Source organism: Rhizobium sp. SRI_017, assembly GCF_057586295.1.
Window position 1 is genome coordinate 249,724 of sequence record NZ_JBYCZP010000008.1, and the last position, 16,412, is coordinate 266,135.

Annotated in this window: 14 protein-coding genes; 7 read left to right on the forward strand and 7 right to left on the reverse strand. The window is 60.2% G+C overall.

The features are described 5' to 3' along the window. Positions 1-27: 27 nt before the first annotated feature. Genes AC2YI2_RS19365 through AC2YI2_RS19380 form a run of 4 tightly spaced genes read right to left on the reverse strand, consistent with a single transcriptional unit; the run spans position 28 to position 5,165 of the window. Positions 28-1,686: a dipeptide ABC transporter ATP-binding protein gene (locus AC2YI2_RS19365; protein WP_487388106.1), complete on the reverse strand. Its 1,659-nt coding sequence runs from the start codon at positions 1,684-1,686 to the stop codon at positions 28-30. After that, entirely contained in the window at positions 1,683-2,558 is an 876-nt protein-coding gene (locus AC2YI2_RS19370) for an ABC transporter permease (protein ID WP_487388107.1), read from the reverse strand. The genes AC2YI2_RS19365 and AC2YI2_RS19370 overlap by 4 nt, the downstream gene beginning before the upstream one ends. Positions 2,559-2,569: 11 nt before the next feature. Then, positions 2,570-3,547, reverse strand: a complete 978-nt coding sequence (locus AC2YI2_RS19375) for an ABC transporter permease (protein WP_487388108.1) — start codon at positions 3,545-3,547, stop codon at positions 2,570-2,572. A 4-nt stretch (positions 3,548-3,551) separates the two neighbouring features. Then, positions 3,552-5,165 (reverse strand): ABC transporter substrate-binding protein, encoded by a 1,614-nt coding sequence (locus AC2YI2_RS19380; protein ID WP_487388109.1) that lies wholly within the window; start codon positions 5,163-5,165, stop codon positions 3,552-3,554. 916 nt (positions 5,166-6,081) lie between these two features. Between AC2YI2_RS19380 and AC2YI2_RS19385 the strand changes: the two genes are divergently transcribed. After that, positions 6,082-6,312 carry a helix-turn-helix transcriptional regulator gene (locus tag AC2YI2_RS19385; protein ID WP_487388173.1) on the forward strand — a complete coding sequence of 77 codons (231 nt, stop codon included), beginning with the start codon at positions 6,082-6,084 and terminating at the stop codon, positions 6,310-6,312. A 23-nt stretch (positions 6,313-6,335) separates the two neighbouring features. Here the strand turns inward: AC2YI2_RS19385 and AC2YI2_RS19390 are convergent, their stop codons facing one another. The 3 genes from AC2YI2_RS19390 to AC2YI2_RS19400 form a co-directional block, all read right to left on the reverse strand. Continuing rightward, positions 6,336-7,754 carry a hypothetical protein gene (locus AC2YI2_RS19390; RefSeq protein ID WP_487388110.1) on the reverse strand — a complete coding sequence of 473 codons (1,419 nt, stop codon included), beginning with the start codon at positions 7,752-7,754 and terminating at the stop codon, positions 6,336-6,338. 1 nt (position 7,755) lies between these two features. Next, positions 7,756-8,826 (reverse strand): class I SAM-dependent methyltransferase, encoded by a 1,071-nt coding sequence (locus AC2YI2_RS19395; RefSeq protein WP_487388111.1) that lies wholly within the window; start codon positions 8,824-8,826, stop codon positions 7,756-7,758. A 204-nt stretch (positions 8,827-9,030) separates the two neighbouring features. After that, positions 9,031-9,894: a helix-turn-helix transcriptional regulator gene (locus tag AC2YI2_RS19400; RefSeq protein WP_487388112.1), complete on the reverse strand. Its 864-nt coding sequence runs from the start codon at positions 9,892-9,894 to the stop codon at positions 9,031-9,033. Here AC2YI2_RS19400 and AC2YI2_RS19405 point away from each other — a divergent pair. From AC2YI2_RS19405 to AC2YI2_RS19430, 6 genes are all read left to right on the forward strand, one after another. Continuing rightward, complete coding sequence (locus tag AC2YI2_RS19405; RefSeq protein ID WP_487388113.1) at positions 9,893-11,080, forward strand: MFS transporter; 1,188 nt, start codon at positions 9,893-9,895, stop codon at positions 11,078-11,080. The genes AC2YI2_RS19400 and AC2YI2_RS19405 overlap by 2 nt on opposite strands. 280 nt (positions 11,081-11,360) lie before the next feature. Beyond that, complete coding sequence (locus AC2YI2_RS19410) at positions 11,361-11,537, forward strand: hypothetical protein (RefSeq protein ID WP_487388114.1); 177 nt, start codon at positions 11,361-11,363, stop codon at positions 11,535-11,537. Between the two features lie 206 nt (positions 11,538-11,743). Continuing rightward, positions 11,744-12,778: a DUF3991 and toprim domain-containing protein gene (locus AC2YI2_RS19415; RefSeq protein WP_487388115.1), complete on the forward strand. Its 1,035-nt coding sequence runs from the start codon at positions 11,744-11,746 to the stop codon at positions 12,776-12,778. Between the two features lie 64 nt (positions 12,779-12,842). Beyond that, complete coding sequence (locus AC2YI2_RS19420) at positions 12,843-13,448, forward strand: DUF1419 domain-containing protein (protein ID WP_487388116.1); 606 nt, start codon at positions 12,843-12,845, stop codon at positions 13,446-13,448. Positions 13,449-13,531: 83 nt separating this feature from the next. Further along, positions 13,532-13,732: a hypothetical protein gene (locus tag AC2YI2_RS19425; RefSeq protein WP_487388117.1), complete on the forward strand. Its 201-nt coding sequence runs from the start codon at positions 13,532-13,534 to the stop codon at positions 13,730-13,732. An 892-nt stretch (positions 13,733-14,624) separates the two neighbouring features. Further along, positions 14,625-16,361, forward strand: coding sequence for a ParB/RepB/Spo0J family partition protein (locus AC2YI2_RS19430; protein ID WP_487388118.1), 1,737 nt, complete (start codon positions 14,625-14,627; stop codon positions 16,359-16,361). Positions 16,362-16,412: the final 51 nt, after the last annotated feature.

The window sequence follows — 16,412 nt, forward strand, 5'->3', positions numbered from 1 at the left end:
CGGCGGTCCAGTGGCGTCGTCTGATCTTCAGTGGGTGAACCGCCGCGGACGGGCATCAATCAGGCTTCGCGTGTAAGGGTTTCGCGATCTTGCGAAGATGAAGTCCGAGGGCCCGGCGTCCTCGACCCGGCCATCCTTGAATATGTAGATGGCGCTGCAGAGGTCCTGTACGAGCGCGAGATCGTGGGAGATGAACAACATCGAGATGCCGCGCTCTGCGACGCTTTCCTTCAGAAGATTGATGATCTCCGCCTGCACAGACACGTCGAGCGCCGAAGTCGGCTCATCGGCAACGATGATCTGCGGCTTGGCAAGCAAGGCGCGTGCGATGCAAATACGCTGTTTCTGTCCACCCGAAAGCTGATGCGGATACCGGTCAAGGTGGCTCCGGGCCAAGCCCATCCGATCTATCATGGTGCCGATCTCAGACTCTTGCCCGCTCCCGCCGCGCGCGCCGTATCTGAAGCTTTCGCGAAGTGCTTCACCGACCGACATTCGAGGATTGAGAGATGCGGATGGATCCTGAAAAACCATCTGGATCCGGCCGAGCAGTCCGCTTCGGCGACCGGGCAGTATGAGATTGAAACCGGCGTCGTCGATCTCAAGCTGTCCTTGCGAGGCAGTCTCCAGGCCGGCAATGATCCGCCCCATGGTACTCTTGCCACTGCCGCTTTCCCCGACAATGCCCGTAACCTCGCCCCGGCGCATCTCAATGGAAATATCCTGCAACGCGGACACGACGAAACTGGGGTGCAACCATGCAAACCCCCGCCCGCCAAATGCCTTGGTCACACCCTTCGCACGAAGGAACGGCGATTGCGCCTCAAGCCCCCTCCCCGACATTTCCGACTGCCAATTGCCGTAATCGTCGGAGCGGCCCATTCGCAACACGGGTACCGCCGCCAGAAGGCTCCGCGTATAGTTCTCGCGCGGGTCGTCGAGGATCGCCGAGGTGGCACCCTGCTCCACGATCTGGCCATGGCGCATGACCGCGACCCTGTCGGTGATCTCGGCGATGACGCCCATGTCGTGCGTGACGAGAACGACGGATATCTGCGTTTCGTCCACGAGATCGCGCAGCAGCCCGAGAATCTGCTTCTGAACCGTGGCATCGAGCGCGGATGTCGGTTCGTCAGCGATAATGATCTCCGGACGCCCTGCCAGCGCGATCGCGATAACGATCCGCTGGCGCTGGCCGCCGGAGAACTGATGGGGATAGTTGCCGTGGCGTTCGGCAGGCTCGGGGATTCCCACGCGATGGAGCAGTTCGAGGGCGTGGTCGCGCGCTTGCTGCCGCGATGTCTTGCCGGTAGCCAGGATTGTTTCCTCGAGTTGGGCGCCGACCGTCATCAAGGGGTCGAGCGACGCCGTGTGATCCTGGAATATTGCCGAGATTCGGCGCCCAGCCGGTTTGTCCTCTGGCGGATTTCCCTCTTTGTGCGTGAGCTGCGAATCGAACCGGATGGTACCAGCCGCTTGTTCGAGTTCGGGCGCCAACAGGCCAAGCATCGCGTTGCCGAGCGTGGACTTTCCCGCTCCGGATTCGCCGATCAGACCAAGGATCTCCCCGCGGCCCACGCTGACGCTGACATCATCCAGGATTGTCGCGGAACCGGGAGTCCCGCGATACCTGATCGTGAGATTGCTGACGACCAGCAAATGGCTCTTGTCTTGACCAACATTCATAGCGAGCGGCTCCTGGGATCGAGGCGGCGGCGAACGTTGTCGCCGACGAAGTTGATGCTTGCGATGAGACCGAACAGGGCGAGGCCAGGGAAAAGGCTGATCCAATATTGGCCGGTCAAAAGGTACTGAAAGCCGCTTGCGACGGCCGACCCGAGAGATGGTCGGTCGATGGGAACACCGAGCCCCAGGAACGAGAGCGTTGCTTCCAGCGCCACGGCATGCCCCAGTTCGATCGGGATGAGGGTGATTGCCGGTGCGATGCTGTTGGGGAGCAGGTGGCGAAAGATGATCCGGAATCGCGGGAGCCGCAGCAGACGCACGGCGTCCAGGTACGGCTTGTTGATTTCGCTGAGCGCAATCCCGCGCGCAATCCTCGCATAGCCCGCCCATTGCACGATAATGATCGCCAGGATGATCCGGTCGATGCCCGGTCCGAGCGTGACGATTGCGATCAGGGCCACCAGGATTGTCGGCAGGCTGAGCTGGAGATCGACGATGCGCATGATGACGACATCGACCCAACGGCCGAAATAGGCAGCGCTCACCCCGGCGGCGAGACCGATCAGGGCGGCGGCCGCTGTGCTCGTGGCCGCAACGATCAGGCTGATACGCAAGCCGTAAAGAATGGTGCTCCAAATGTCGCGCCCAAGGCCATCCGTCCCAAGCAGGTAAAGATAGCCTCCGCCAGACGTGGTTCCAGGCGGTGATGACGCTTCCCAGCCAAATATCTGCAGCGGATCATAGGGATTCTGCGGAGCCACGATCGTTGCTGCGAGCGCAAGGAGAACAAATCCGGTGAGCACGACCGCGGACGGCTTAAGCCGTAAGCGCGCGGGATGCTTCCAGAGCGCGTGAAGAGTTTGTGCTTTCATCGTCTCTCCTTTCATCCCGATATCCGGACGCGTGGGTCGAGCACCGCGTAGAAGAGATCGACGACTGCATTGAGCGTGACGAAGGCGACGGTGACAAAGGTCAAGGACGCCATCAGGACGGGGCGATCCAGAAGCTGTATGGAATCGATCAGCAGCTTGCCGACACCGGGCCAAGCGAAGATCGTCTCGACGACCACCGCGAAAGCGAGCATGCCGCCGAACTGCATCCCGATCACCGTGACGATCGGAATGCTGATATTCGGCAATGTATGTCGAAACAGGATCCTCCTCGGGGTGAGGCCTTTGGCCCGACAAAAGCGGATGAATTCCTGACTTTCCACCTCGATCGTTCCCGATCGGGCAAGTCGAGCGATCAGCGCGACGTTGGGGATGGCGAGTGCCAGTGCCGGCAACACGATATGCCGCAGGCCGTCGATTGTGGCGAAACTCCATTCCCGCCCCAAGAGGACAACTGTGTCCCCTCTTCCGCCTGACGGAAACCAGCCGGTCAGGATTGCGCCAACCAGGATGAGCATCATGCTCAGCCAGAAGGAGGGAATGCTGAGCGCAAGCACGCTGGTGCTCAGGATGCCGCGATCAAGCCAGCTGCCTTGGAGTCGTCCGGCCACCAACCCGAGCAAGGTTCCGCCGCAGGCTGCGAACAACATCGCAATCGAAGCAAGTTCCATCGTGGCGGGCAATTTGCTCATCACCAGGCTGAACGCCGGTAGATGGTAGATATAGGATGTCCCGAAGTTGCCCGTGATGACGTTGCCGATAAACAGCAGGTACTGCCGCCAGATGGGCTGATCCAACCCCAAGGCGACCGATGCCCGCCGTATATCCTCGGCGGTCGCGGTTTCGATATTGACGATATTGTAGACAGGGTTGCCGACGGCATGAATGCCGATGAAGCCGATGAGCGACATGGCAAGGAGGAGCAGGAAGGCTTGGAAGAGCCTTCCCCCCACGGTGTTGACCAGGATCATGAGTTCACTCCCCCGAAGGGACGGCCTGCATCGCCGTGACCCAGCCGCGCGGATGGACAGTGAAGGCGCCGACTTTCTCGCGATATCCGACGATCAGATGGAAATGGTAGAGCGGGATCATTGGATAGTCCGCCATGACGAATTCGGTTGCGCGAGCCAGTGCCGCGCTTCGCTCCGGACCGTCCTCAAGAGACTTGGCCTTCGCGAGCATCTCGTCAAAGACCTTGTTCTGATACTTGCCGTAGTTTAGCGAGCCGGTGCCCAGCTCCTTGTTTGGCGAGCCAATCACGCTGTCGAGGCAAAGCGTTACGGCCTCACCCGAGCAGCCGCCATACCAGACCGGATAGACGCCATCGGATCTTTGCGTGGCAAAGACGGAGAATGGCGCGACGACCGGTTTGACCTCTACGCCGATCCGCGCCCAGTTCTGCGCGATAGCCTGCAGGGATTCGCCGTCGCCAGGATAGCGCCCTGTCGGACCCCCGAGTACGACACTGAAACCATCGGGATAGCCCGCTTCGGTCAACAGCGCCTTCGCGGCATCATAGTCGGGCGCTTCTGCCTTGAGCGTAGTCGAAGTCCCCGACAGGCCGGCAGGAAAGAGCTGCGCGGCCGCGGTCCCGTATCCGAGAAGAATCTTCTCGGCCAGGAACCGCCGGTCGGTCGCCATTGTCAAAGCCTGTCGGACCCGCTTATCACGGAACGGGTTCTTGATCGGATTGCCTGCCTTGTCTGTCACGCCCGGCGGCTCGTCTCTTGCCACGTCGAACTGCAGGAAATTCGATCGGGCGGCACTCGTGCTGCCTATCTTCACTCCATCCTGCTCGAGCCCGGACACGTCTCGCGCCGGGATATAGTCAGCGACATCGACATCGCCAGTCTTGAGAGCCGCAACGCGCGCTGCCGGGCTTTCGATAATCCGGAAAGTGACGTCCGACCAGACAGGTTTGCCGCCCCAATAGGAGTCGTTGCTGACGAGCTTGAGAACTTCACCCGACTGCCAGCTCTGGAACTTGTAGGGTCCGGTTCCCACCGGCTGAGCAGCCGAATTGAGCTCGTCGGTCGTCACATACCCGCCCGCCTTGTGGGGCATTATGAAGATTGACGACAGCGATAGCGGGAGCGTGGGAATATCGCTTCTGGTCTCGACGACGACCGTCAATGCGTAAGGCGCTGTTACCGACTTGATCGATTGCGTGTAGGCTCGAAAGCCCCCACTCGGCGGATTGAGGAAGTCGCGGACACGCTCGATGGAATAGATCACGTCCTGCGCCGTGAAGGGAGAGCCGTCATGGAAGCGGACCCCTTCCCTCAGCTTGAATTCCCACTGCGTCTTCGAGAGACGCTTCCATGAAACAGCGAGGCCCGGTTTGGGATCGAGGTGTTCGTCCTGATAGACAAGGCGCTCATAGATATGGGACAGCAGTGACGTATTCTCGTTGAGGTCAGCGAAATGCGGATCAAGCGTCATGAGCTTGAATTGCGTTCCCACACGCAGTTCCTCTGCCCAGCCCGCGGCGTTGATGGGCACGATTGTTCCTGCAGTGGTGACGGCCACGGCAAGCAGGATCGAGCGTAGTTTATGCAAGGATGGCATTACGATGTTCCCTCTTTTCATTAGGCGATAACCCTGCCGCGATGAGGCTTTGTTCATCGCGCGCGTCACCGTTTCTTCGAGGCGGTTTTCTCGCCTCGAAGCTCAGGTTTGATTGCGTTAGCAGTTCGAAGTCGTGATCGCTGTCGCTGCTACGAGACCCTGGCGACTGAGCGGCGTTCCGAAAGATCCGGAAGGGTGGTTGTATCGGGAGTGCTCGCCATCAGAAGGTCAGCAAGTGCCGACCGGATCTGGGGCCATGGGAACTCACCGCTACCTGGCACGGGTTCTCCCTGTTCGAGGAGGCAGTGGAGCTTGGCCATGGCAGAGACGGCTGATTTCCCCGATACGGACCACAGGTCCGCGGCCAGCAATTGCTCGCGCGCCGAAGCGGAGTCTTCCGCTGCTTTGGCGCGGCTATGACCAGCGACGTCGTCCACTGCGTCCCACTGAGAGGCACGGAATCCGACTTCCGGTTCCGAGCTGGACAGCGCTTTTGCGGGAGCGTCTCGTTCGAATGGCTCTGAGGGGGCAAAAGACGCGGATTCTGGTAGCGGCACACGTTGTTCGGTAGCGGCGGTTCGAAACAGCTCGCTCTCTAGCCTCTGTTGAACGCCGCAAAGACGGGAATAGTCAGAGTAGGCCTGCGACCAAGTCGACCATTTGGTAAGGGCCTCAGTCGTGTCGGCGCCGTTTGCGCCGCCCTTATTGACCGCGATTTCCGACAACAGACGCGCTGTGGCGGCGAGAAGGTTTCTATACCTGTTTGAAGGCAAAGTTCTGCTATTCTCAGAATCAGCCATGATCCGAGCTCCCAACAGCTTGATTGTGGTTAGGTCGGGCAGGCGTTCCAGCACCTACTCAACCGCAGGCGCCAATGTTTCCTACAAAATGATAGAAGTCAATCAGAAAGTTTGCCTTGAGGAACGATCATCTTACGGTGGAGCAGTGCCGCGGTGCACGAGCAATGTTGGGTTGGAGCCAGTCACAACTCGCGGAAGCAGCGAATGTGTCGCGTCAAACGATTGCTGATTTCGAACGCGGGGCACACACGCCCATAGGCAACAATCTGGCGAGTATCGCCGCAGCCTTTGAAAAGGCAGGAATCGATTTCATTGCTGAAAATGGTGGCGGCGTGGGCATTCGATTCAAGAGGCAGCCGCAGACCTAGTCAAATAGGGCCCTCGGCCGTCACTATCGAGATCCCGACCATTGCCATTCCTTGGACGCCGCGCTGATCGTGCCAGCGGCGACATGGTCTGAAAGGTTTGCCCAGACCGCTCCCTTCGTGAAGCTCGCCAGGTCATCGCTTGCTTGTAGGAGGGACAGTTGAGCGTAGGTCGCCAATAGAGGCGCAACGCTTCCCGCGAGCTCGAGTTCGCGAAGAGGGGCGCCATTTGCAGGCTTCAATGTGCGATGTCCCCAGAGACCTGGTCGATAGTCTCTCTCGAGTGCCTTCAGCAAATCAGAGTTCCCCGACCGCTCGGTCGCGATTGAGGCCAGATATCGCATGAGTGGATAGTAGATCGTCTGGCGGCAGCCTCCAAGAACCCTCGTTCCGGGCAGGATCGACATGACAAGGAAGACGGTGAACAGGTTGGGCACGATTCTGCGGGCGCGAAGCGACTGGGCAAGGCTGGCGGGGTCGTACGGAACCTGGAAATTTGACGGCCCCTCGGATTTCAGAGCGCGGTCGTGTAAGTGAAGAGGTGTCACCCTGCCGGCATTAACTCGCCAAAAGAAGTCTGTCGTACTTCGGATCCAACCACGCCAAACGCCGGCGTTCAGTTCATCGATCGCATCCAGGATAGCAGTGGCCGTCGTGCCGTCTCCCACGAAATGCGCCGACATCCAGGACTGCGCATCCTCGAGATGATCGGCAAGCAGATCGGCGATATCCAAATCGTCAAGCTGCAGCAAATTCACTGGTGTTCCGAACTTGCTTCGCCAGAGCGCTTGATTGGCCGCCTTGATCGCCGCCGCCGCCGATGGGAACTCTGCCAGCGGCATATGCCTCAGCAATCTGGCGACCGACGCTTTCGGGGCCATGCTGTTGCTCGGATCGGTGAGCCGAAACTTGTGAGGGCCGTTCGGGCAGCAGATGCTCCTGCCGTCCATCCGACGCCGCGGCAGGCCGAAGAGATTGTGGGCGACGCCCTGGAGTTCGAGCCAGCCGGGGCCCTTCTTCCCGGACTCACTGTAGGACGTCGTGGACACGGCATATTGGATGTGCCATTTCCGACCCTGTGCTTTGAGACCAAGCAGGCTGAACAGATGGGTGTAGAAGGCATCCGGCTCAACGACCAAAAGGCAATGAGGCCCGGTCTGGAGCACAGGCGAATCCAGAATTTGACGACTGGCGCCGGCTGCCTCCTGCGCGCTGAATCCTCCCCTCCGTGCCGCACGCTCAATGCAGGCAGCGAGGCGGTGCATCGCGGAAGCGCGCTCAGGACAATCGGAGCGAAACGGGTCGACGTCGTAAACCACCGATGCGAATGCATGAAGCGGACGTTGCCAGTATCGCGAGATATCAGGCATCAGCGCCGACAATGTGGTCCTGACGTCGGCTGCGCTGCAGTCCCTTTGGCTGTTTGCGGGCGCGGTGTCCGACATATCAAGACACCGCACCCGCTCTGGGGGCCACCAGCGTCATCATGTTGGCAGACCGCCAAGACAGGCTCGGTGTCAGCGGTTCTGCTTCTGTGTCCACGATCACCTTCGGCAAGGACTCATAGCAATAGGCTGGTGGGATCGCAGGCTTCAGCATTAGCGAAACCAGCTCCAGGATCGACGCCCGCGAATTTGACGCGACGATCGTATAGAAATTTCCGCTGTTCCAGGTCAGGACCGCATAGCGAAAGAAGCTAGCGAGGGCCGAGGTGGTAGTATCGATGTCGACCTGCAGGGTGGACATCGTCGCAACGACCTCGTCCTTCTTCTCGGCGATTTGGTTGGCCGAAAAGAACTGCGCCTTGAACTGCTCGTCCTTCTGCCGTTCACGCGCTTCGTAAACGCGGGGATCACGCTGCGCGAGTTTCTGCACCTGAACCAGAACACCGCCGGGCCTTATCCTGGGAACGACGAACTCCAACTGCTTCCTTCGGTCGCTGTCATACATCTGGAACGTCGTGTCCTCGACGAGAACATCAAATCCGCCTCTGAAGGCAACGAGATCCGGGTCCGTCGCATAGCGATCGGGATCGAGTTCGAAGAACGGCCCAAGGAAGAAATGGGCATGTTCACTTCCGCGATTGGCATAGAACGCATCGCGATTGGCTGCCGTAGGACTGCAGCATAGCGTTTCGATCCTCCCGTCACCGAGTGTGGCCAGCGCGCGCGACATGCGGCCGGTGCCAGTGCCAAGCGTGTAGATTGTCGTAGGAGAGCCACTGCGGGCCCATGTCTTCAAGGCAAAGGACAATATCGCTGCACCTACCCTGCACGCCTCTTCATATCGGAACGGGATGCTCGCGACATAGTGGATGTCGAACGTGCCGCGGAGACGCCGGTAGGTGTCGGCAAAAATCGCCACTTCCAAGTCGAAGTCGAGCATCCCCAGGTCTATTTCAGGTTCGCTTAGATCCGGTGCCCCGCCCTGGCCGCTCGCTGTCCTGTCGAAGAAGGCGGCGAAGGATGTCAGCCGAGGTGCGTTCCGCCATTTTTCGATTGTTTCCCTGTCCACCATGGCGATCTTCCTCCTCGGATGCAGATGGCGATGAATGTTCCCGGCTCGTGGCGCCGCTCATGTTTCGCCGCACTTACCGGTTGCAAATTTCGAGTGCTACCATCACTGACGCTGCAGGGACGACGCGGCAACCTGCCGAAATCGACAGGTTGACCTCCGCCGCAGGAAGGCGCGGTATCGAGGTCACCAACGGGACAGTCGAGGTTACAGGGAGATCAGTTCAAGAAAGCTCGCCTTCGCGACGGCCTGATGGCTCGTCGAGGCGCCTAGCTTGAGCCTCGCAGATCGCAGGTATTGTTTTACGGCGCTCTCGGAAATGCTTAAGGCCGCAGCGATCTGTTTCGAGAGCCGGCCTGCCGCCAGCAGTTCCAGGCACTGCCGCTCGCGCCGGGAGAGGTCGCGATAGCGGCTGGCATCGCGAAGGCCGGTGACCGCAAGCACGGTTTCGTCGACATAGTGGGATAGAATGAGCAACTCGTGAATGCTTTCGGTACGCAGTCTCAACCAGTCCCGTCGAGATCGATTGCACGTGACCGAGAATAGACAGCGTTCTCCCTCTGGCCCTCGAATTGGAATGGTCAAACCATGTGGGCCGATATCGTGATGCCTCGCCTGATTCAGAAGGCTGGCTGCGCTCGGCGGCTTCCAATCGAGCGATGACCAGTCCACCGGCAGATGGCCCCATCGCAGGATATCGATCACCGGGTCAATCACGAAATAGTGGTTGTCGAGATAGATCGCAGTCCAGGCATCGGGATAAGTGGTGCAGACGTAGGGATTTCGCTCTGATCGGCTCCTGACGGATGCGACCAGGAACGTCATATGAGACAGGCCATAGCGCAGGCATAGGCTCCGCAGCGACGGGGCAAGTTGATCGCGATTTTTGGCCAGTCTTAGGGTCGCGAGCGACGCAGACAGTCGATCTCTCATTCTATGGGCCTCTCGTAGTCGCTGCGCCGTCGTGGCGCGGCCGGACGCACAATTGCTGCCAACCACGCCTCCAAGCGCCAATGCTAGCTGAAGGACTGCGGCTTTGAAAATTGCAGAATCTACGAGTGCAGGGCCCATGGGCGAACACCCAGGAAGACCGCGCGGGATCGTGTTTCTGGTCGTTGGCGCAGGCATCGTCACAACCGCTCGCGCGATGAGCATGACCTTCCTCGCGATCGAACTGCAGCGAAAGTTCGGACTAGGCCCGGCGGCGATTGGATTTTTACTCGGGATTGGCCCGCTGCTGGGCGCGGCGATAGCCCTCTTTGCAGGATCAATGTCGGACCGGGTGGGCCGGCGGCCGCTTCTTGTTCTGACGCTGATGGCGATGGCATTTGCGATGATCGCAATCGGCCTTGCTGGCTCGGTGGTGTTGTTTTGCCTGGCACAGACTTGCGCCGCGATTGCGATCGCTATTTATGGTCCTCTTTCCAGAGCGTTGATCAGCGATATCTGCCCCGAACCGCTTCGCCTCAAGTATTTTTCCTGGCGTTACACGGCGTCGAATGTTGGCTGGACAGTTGGGCCGATAATGGGAGTGGCCGCTGGTCTCGCACCAACGGTGCTCTTTGTCGGCGCAGGGTGTACCTATGCAATTCTTGCGCTGGCGCTTCACCTTGTGCATTTGCCGGACCTGCGATCCAGGCACCATATTCAATCGTCGATGGCGATGCCATTGGTTACAAGTATCAAGCTCGCGATCCGTGACCCGAGGATGATTTGTTTCGCAGCGGGCGGCACGCTGTTGGTTGCCGTTTATGGCCAATGGACCGCGACACTTGCGCCTTATCTTTCCGCCAACATTGTCGATGGCGTTGAGATCTTCGCCTATCTGGTGTCGATCAATGGCGCGGTGGTCTTGTTCGGCAACCAGGTCGCCCGGAAACTCATCGAACGTGTCGGCGCATTGCATGCGCTCGTAACAGGCTGCGCAATGTTTGCGGCCAGCCAGGTTGGCTTCATGCATTCCTCTGGTTGGATGGGCTTTGCAATTTCCATGATCGTGTTTACGATCGGCGAAATTCTGGTCGTTCCCTCCGAATACGTGCTGGTTGACGGTATCTCGGATGAAAGTAAGAGAGGGAGCTACTATGGCGCCTATGCACTTTCTAGCGCCGGGAGTTTCTTGGGACCCGCACTCGGTGGGCTGACATTCGACATTCTGGGCGCACCGGCGATGTTTGCTCTCTTTGCCGGATTCGCCGTAGCTAGCGCCGTTCTTTACATGTTTGGTAGCGGCAGGCCCGCGCGTTCCGATCGATGAAGAGACCAAACGCGAACAGATCAGCAATCTCTCCTGCCGATCGGCGAAACCAGACGCGAGAAACCTTGCGACGCTCAGACTCGGACCGAGAGCTTACCAATCCCGCTCTCTTTTGATGGCGTCCTGGCCCAGAGCCGGATCTTCCACGATCAACCCTCAAGGGGTCCGCTAGCCAGCTGCGGCCACTCAGGCTGCGCCATCGCGGTGATCGCGCCCGTCCCCGGGCCTCCTTGGGAGCCATCGAGCGGGAAGTGGCCCGCTCCCGGATGGAGCCTCTCAAATGTCGCACGATCTCAGCCTCGCACAGTCCCACGCCTTCCAGCTTGCCCGCGACCTGACGGTCCCGGTGACCGTCTTCGAGGTCGACGGCGAATATGGTGTGCTGCCCTCGAACGAGATCGACGCAAGCGACGACCTTGAGGTCATCCATGAATTTCATCCATTCGGGGCTCATTGAGCCCTGCTTTGCCTTCGGCTGGCGCTTGCGAGCCGGCGGCCGCAAGGGAGGCTGCGCCGCGGCTGGCCCAGATGGCACTCATAGATTCTGCGGTTGCCAGCCGCGCCCTTGCGTCCTTTGCTCTTCGCGCCCGTCGGGAATTGGCCCGCATGAAGCGGGAAGGAAAGAAATGAGAGGCCGGTCGAAATGCGACTGAAAGAGAAAGAATGAAGAGAACCGAGATCGAGCTATTGCGGGAAACGATTGGCTGCCAGGCGGTGCTGGAAACGTCCGGATTCGCCCTTGACGCCAAAGAAAGCACCAAGCGCGCGATGAAGTATCGTCGCGACAGTGAGATCATCATCGTCACGCATTCCGGCCGTGGATGGTTCGATCCCCTCAGCGACGCGAAAGGCGACATTTTCGGCCTAATCAAGGTGTTGGAGGGTTGCGATTTCCCCGAAGGATGCGCGCGAATTGCAGACCTTTTAGGGGTCCCGCCGTCAGACACACAGCGGCACCAGGATGACCGCGAGCCGGCGATCCGAACCTCGCTTGCAGACGATTGGGATCGCCGGAGGCCACCATGGCCTGGCTCAGCGACGTGGCGCTATCTCCGTTGGGATCGCTCCCTGCCTGCTTCCATCATGCGCACGGCCATCGCCCAAGGACTTCTCCGTGAGGGGCCGTGCGGCAGTGTATGGGCCGCGCACAGGGACAGCTCCGGAGCCATAACCGGTTGGGAAAGCCGCGGTCCAGAATGGCGGGGCTTTGCGACCGGCGGCACCAAGACACTATTCAGGCTCGGCCCGAGCACTCCCACCCGGTTCTGCGTCACCGAGGCGGCGATCGATGCGATGAGCCTGGCTGCCATAGAGGGCATGCGGGATGCGACGTGCTATCTGAGCACCGGCGGAGGATGGGCGCCGGCGACCACGGCGGAATTGCGTCAGTTGGCAACAGCCTCCGACGTCCAACTCGTCGCCGCGACCGACGCCAATTCCCAAGGCGATGTCTACGCCGACCGCCTTCGCACTATCGCGGAAGACGCGGGCTGCGGATGGCTCAGGCTGCGTCCTCCGGAGAACGATTGGAATGAGGTGCTGAAAAAGCGGGAAAGAGAAAGAAGGGAAATGAGGTTTGGGAAAGGAAGCGTGCCGCATTCCCACCGGTCGCGTCAAGGGAAGCTTTGCCCGGCTGCGCAGGCCCTTGACCCGACCGGCCGTGATGCCGGCAGCGAGGGGAGGGTCATGAAGGACTGAAGAGGAACATGAGGTCTTGAGGAGCCTCGGCGCTTCGGTCCGGCAGAAACCGAAGGAGCCGTCGATGACAAACCTGAGCCCAATCCGAAAGGTCTTCCAGGGGATGACCACGCGCCAACAAATGTTCTCGCTTTTTGATCGCCATGCCCAACGCCCGAACCGATGGGAAGACGATGCGTCCGCGCTCTATGCCGGCGAATGGTTCGAAATCGCTGAGACAGAGCACGACACCATGTTCGAACTGCTGCCGCCGCTCTGGATCCGCGGCTCGATGTTCGCCATGCGCGAGTTCCTGACCGGGTCGGTGACGTCAGTGTTCTTCACCCTCAGAATAGACGGTGTGATCCGCCATTTTCATAGCTATTGCGATCTCTCCTGCCCCGGCTCGACCGAGGCGATGCGAGTCGCGATCATCGAGCGTGAAAGCCGGCCGATCCGTGCCATGACCCGCGACGAGCGTCTCGAACACATCTGGAGCAGCACGACCGATGGCTATCGTGGTTATGCCGGTGATCGATGGCCTGAGGATGCTCGAGGGCAACGGACAGTCGTCCTTTACGGCGGCCCGGAAGGCACGTTTCTGAAACTGCTGACCGACCTGTCGAATGACGAGATCTCGGCAAAGCTCCCTGTCCACCTGCGGCACCTGCCGGAGCCGATCGCCGCCTGACCACCACACAATTCTCACGAAATCCACGCGTCAATCGCCTTCCGGTTCGGCGGGCGTCTTGTTCTCTCGAAGGAATGACCTCAGTGAACCATGACCCCTTTACATTGGACCTGTTTGGCAGCTCCGCCCTCTCCTCGGGACTGCGCCTCGGCGTAACCGCGTTTGGCGGGTACGATCTCGTCGCTGCCAACGATGATGATACTGATCCGACACCACCCTCGCCCTCCCCGGTGCCTGCACTCGGTCTCGCGATGGCGGTGCCTTCGCCTTTGGCGATGAACTGAAGGAGAAGCGCCGGCAACTGCACGAGGTCGACGATGATCTCGCCGAGACTGCGCGCCAGGACGCGACGGTCGTCAAGGCGGCCTGACCCAAGAAGGAGCTTATAAGCAGCGCAGCATTAACATGGCTGCATTGCACAATAAATGTTTTACGATTGGTCAAAAATCGGGCATGTTGCCTTCAGTTGATGCGCATGGCGGTTTCCTCCCAGTGCCGCTGCATCAGCTGTTCCCCTCTGGAGGTTTAAGATCTCCACACTTTATGGGCCGCGGCTTTCGCCGGCGGCCCTTTTTTCTTCTGCATAGCCGGCTCAGTTTTTTGCCGATGCAAGTGTCGTGTCGTCATCCAGAGTGAAGTATGGCCGTTCGCCTCGGAAGAGCGCGCGCACCAACGTGGTCTTGCCGCACTGGCGAGGTCCGTTCGCGAGGACAACCGGTGTATCGGTCATTGCGATAGCCACGCGTGCAGATGCGGCTCTTGGAAACAGCGAGTCAACATTGTGATCGTCGGTCAAAAATCGAATTCCTGAAAACAGCTCTTTTCGAACGTCCAATCCGGAAACCAGCCTCGTCCAGTTCGGAATGCAAGCTCGTCCAATCCGGAAAGTGTGTTCGTCTATCTCGGAGACAGCGAGGGAATGAAGGGATTGAGAAGGGAAATGGGAGGATACCCGATCGCAGATCGACCGTCCCGTCGACGCTTCGCTCAACCGCCCCGTCCTCAACCCGGCCTGTCGTACTCGCATGGCTGCGCCTTGCTCGCCCAGACCGGCAGGGTCGCTCCGGCGCAGTTGCACCGGCCCCGCCGCTCCGCAGTCCGGTAAGTGTCTTCGGAAAGAACTGAGGACGAAACAGGAGCGGTTCGCCGTTCCGCAACTCGGGCAAGGAGCTTCCCATGCACATCATCAAGATCGATCCGCGCGTTCTGAACGAAAACCCCGACGATATCAGGCGGTCAAAGTCTACCCCGCAGGCCGACGCACTGCTGCTCGCGACCGTAAAGGCCGTCGGCATCATCCAGCCGCCGGTCGTGTCGGCGCAGCCGGACGGCGGCAATGGTTATGTCATCCAGGCCGGTCACCGACGTGTCCGCACGGCGATCGCAGCAGAGCTCGAGGAAATCGAAGTTCTGGTCGCAGAGGCGGCCAACGACAATGGCGCCATGCGCTCCATGGTCGAGAACATCGCCCGCGAGCCATTGAACCCGGTCGACCAATGGCGCGGCGTCGAACGCCTGGTCGCGCTCGACTGGAGCGAGGAAGCGATCGCTGTCGCTCTCGCCCTTCCCGTCCGCCAGATCAAGAAGCTGCGGCTGCTCGCCAATGTTCTGCCGGCGATGCTGGATCACATGGCCAGGGGCGACATGCCCAACGAGCAGCAGCTACGCACAATCGCAGCGGCGTCCCAGGAGGATCAGAGGCAAGTCTGGAAGGCGCAGAAGCCGAAGAAGGGAGACACCGCATCCTGGTGGCAGATCGCCAACGGACTTTCCAAGACCCGGATGTTCGCCAGGGACGCGCGCTTCGGCGATGATCTGCGCGAGGCTTATGGCATCGAATGGGCGGACGACCTGTTCGGGCCGGCCGACCAGGACAATCGCTTCACCACCAATGTCGAGGCTTTTCTCGGCGCCCAGCAGGAATGGATGACCTCCAACCTGCCCAAGAACGGCGCCATCGTCGAGGTGAACAATTTGGGTCAGCCCGAATTGCCGAAAAAGGCAAGCCAAGTCTACGGCAAGCCCGGCAAGGGAGATCTGACCGGTCTCTATCTCGATCGCGAGGGCAAGGTGCAGACAGTCCATTATCGCATGCCGGAATCGAAAACCGAGAAGGGTCAGGCCTCCAATACTGGCGACACACCGGCCGAAGACGATAGCAGCGTCACGAAGTCTCGGCCCGATGTGACCCAGAAGGGTCAGGACATGATCGGCGACTTCAGGACTGATGCGCTGCACGAGGCCCTCGCCCGCGCGCCGATCGAGGACGACATGCTGATGGCATTGCTCGTGCTCGCCTTCGCCGGCTCGAATGTGCGCGTTGATTCCGGGGCGGGTGGCATGCACTACGGCGGGTCGCGCTTCGGTCGGCATGCAGCACGCCTCTTTACCGAGGATGGTCGACTGTCCTTCGACATGGACACCGTGCGCGTTGCTGCGCGCGGCGCGCTGATCGATGTCCTCTCGTGCCGGCGCGGCATGTCGAACAGCGGCGTTGTCTCCCGCGTCGCCGGCGAGGCGATCGGTGCCGACAGCTTCCTGCCCAACATGGGCACGGAGGACTTTTTGATATGCCTGTCGCGCCAGTCGCTCGAGGCTGTTGCAAAGGACGTTGGCATTCAGCCACGTGCCCGCGTGCGCGAGACGCGTTCGGCTCTGGTCGAGCACTTCGAAGGTGATGCAGTGCTCGTTCACCTGGCCGCATTGTTCCCTCCCGATCCCCAGGACATCACTGCGCTTCTTCGTCATGGCGACCGTGGCGACGTTGGTGATGACGAAACCGCGGCCGACCCGGTGGAAAGCGATAGCAATGTCGATAGTGCAGACGATATCGAGGCGCCTGTTGACCTCAATGATGAGGGTGCCGGCACGCTCGACGATCACGAAAGCGCCTACGGTATCGCCGCCGAGTAGTCGTTTCTCCCCGCGGACCAAGCGCCGCTGGCTATAGCCGGCGGCGATCTC

What these genes read in the sequence shown, in the direction of transcription:
- AC2YI2_RS19390 (WP_487388110.1), bottom strand. Translation starts at nt 7,754, where the DNA reads ATGTCGGACACCGCGCCCGCAAACAGCCAAAGGGACTGCAGCGCAGCC.
- AC2YI2_RS19365 (WP_487388106.1), bottom strand. Translation starts at nt 1,686, where the DNA reads ATGAATGTTGGTCAAGACAAGAGCCATTTGCTGGTCGTCAGCAATCTC.
- AC2YI2_RS19370 (WP_487388107.1), bottom strand. Translation starts at nt 2,558, where the DNA reads ATGAAAGCACAAACTCTTCACGCGCTCTGGAAGCATCCCGCGCGCTTA.
- AC2YI2_RS19415 (WP_487388115.1), top strand. Translation starts at nt 11,744, where the DNA reads ATGAAGAGAACCGAGATCGAGCTATTGCGGGAAACGATTGGCTGCCAG.
- AC2YI2_RS19375 (WP_487388108.1), bottom strand. Translation starts at nt 3,547, where the DNA reads ATGATCCTGGTCAACACCGTGGGGGGAAGGCTCTTCCAAGCCTTCCTG.
- AC2YI2_RS19430 (WP_487388118.1), top strand. Translation starts at nt 14,625, where the DNA reads ATGCACATCATCAAGATCGATCCGCGCGTTCTGAACGAAAACCCCGAC.
- AC2YI2_RS19400 (WP_487388112.1), bottom strand. Translation starts at nt 9,894, where the DNA reads ATGGGCCCTGCACTCGTAGATTCTGCAATTTTCAAAGCCGCAGTCCTT.
- AC2YI2_RS19380 (WP_487388109.1), bottom strand. Translation starts at nt 5,165, where the DNA reads ATGAAAAGAGGGAACATCGTAATGCCATCCTTGCATAAACTACGCTCG.
- AC2YI2_RS19395 (WP_487388111.1), bottom strand. Translation starts at nt 8,826, where the DNA reads ATGGTGGACAGGGAAACAATCGAAAAATGGCGGAACGCACCTCGGCTG.
- AC2YI2_RS19420 (WP_487388116.1), top strand. Translation starts at nt 12,843, where the DNA reads ATGACAAACCTGAGCCCAATCCGAAAGGTCTTCCAGGGGATGACCACG.
- AC2YI2_RS19410 (WP_487388114.1), top strand. Translation starts at nt 11,361, where the DNA reads ATGTCGCACGATCTCAGCCTCGCACAGTCCCACGCCTTCCAGCTTGCC.
- AC2YI2_RS19405 (WP_487388113.1), top strand. Translation starts at nt 9,893, where the DNA reads ATGGGCGAACACCCAGGAAGACCGCGCGGGATCGTGTTTCTGGTCGTT.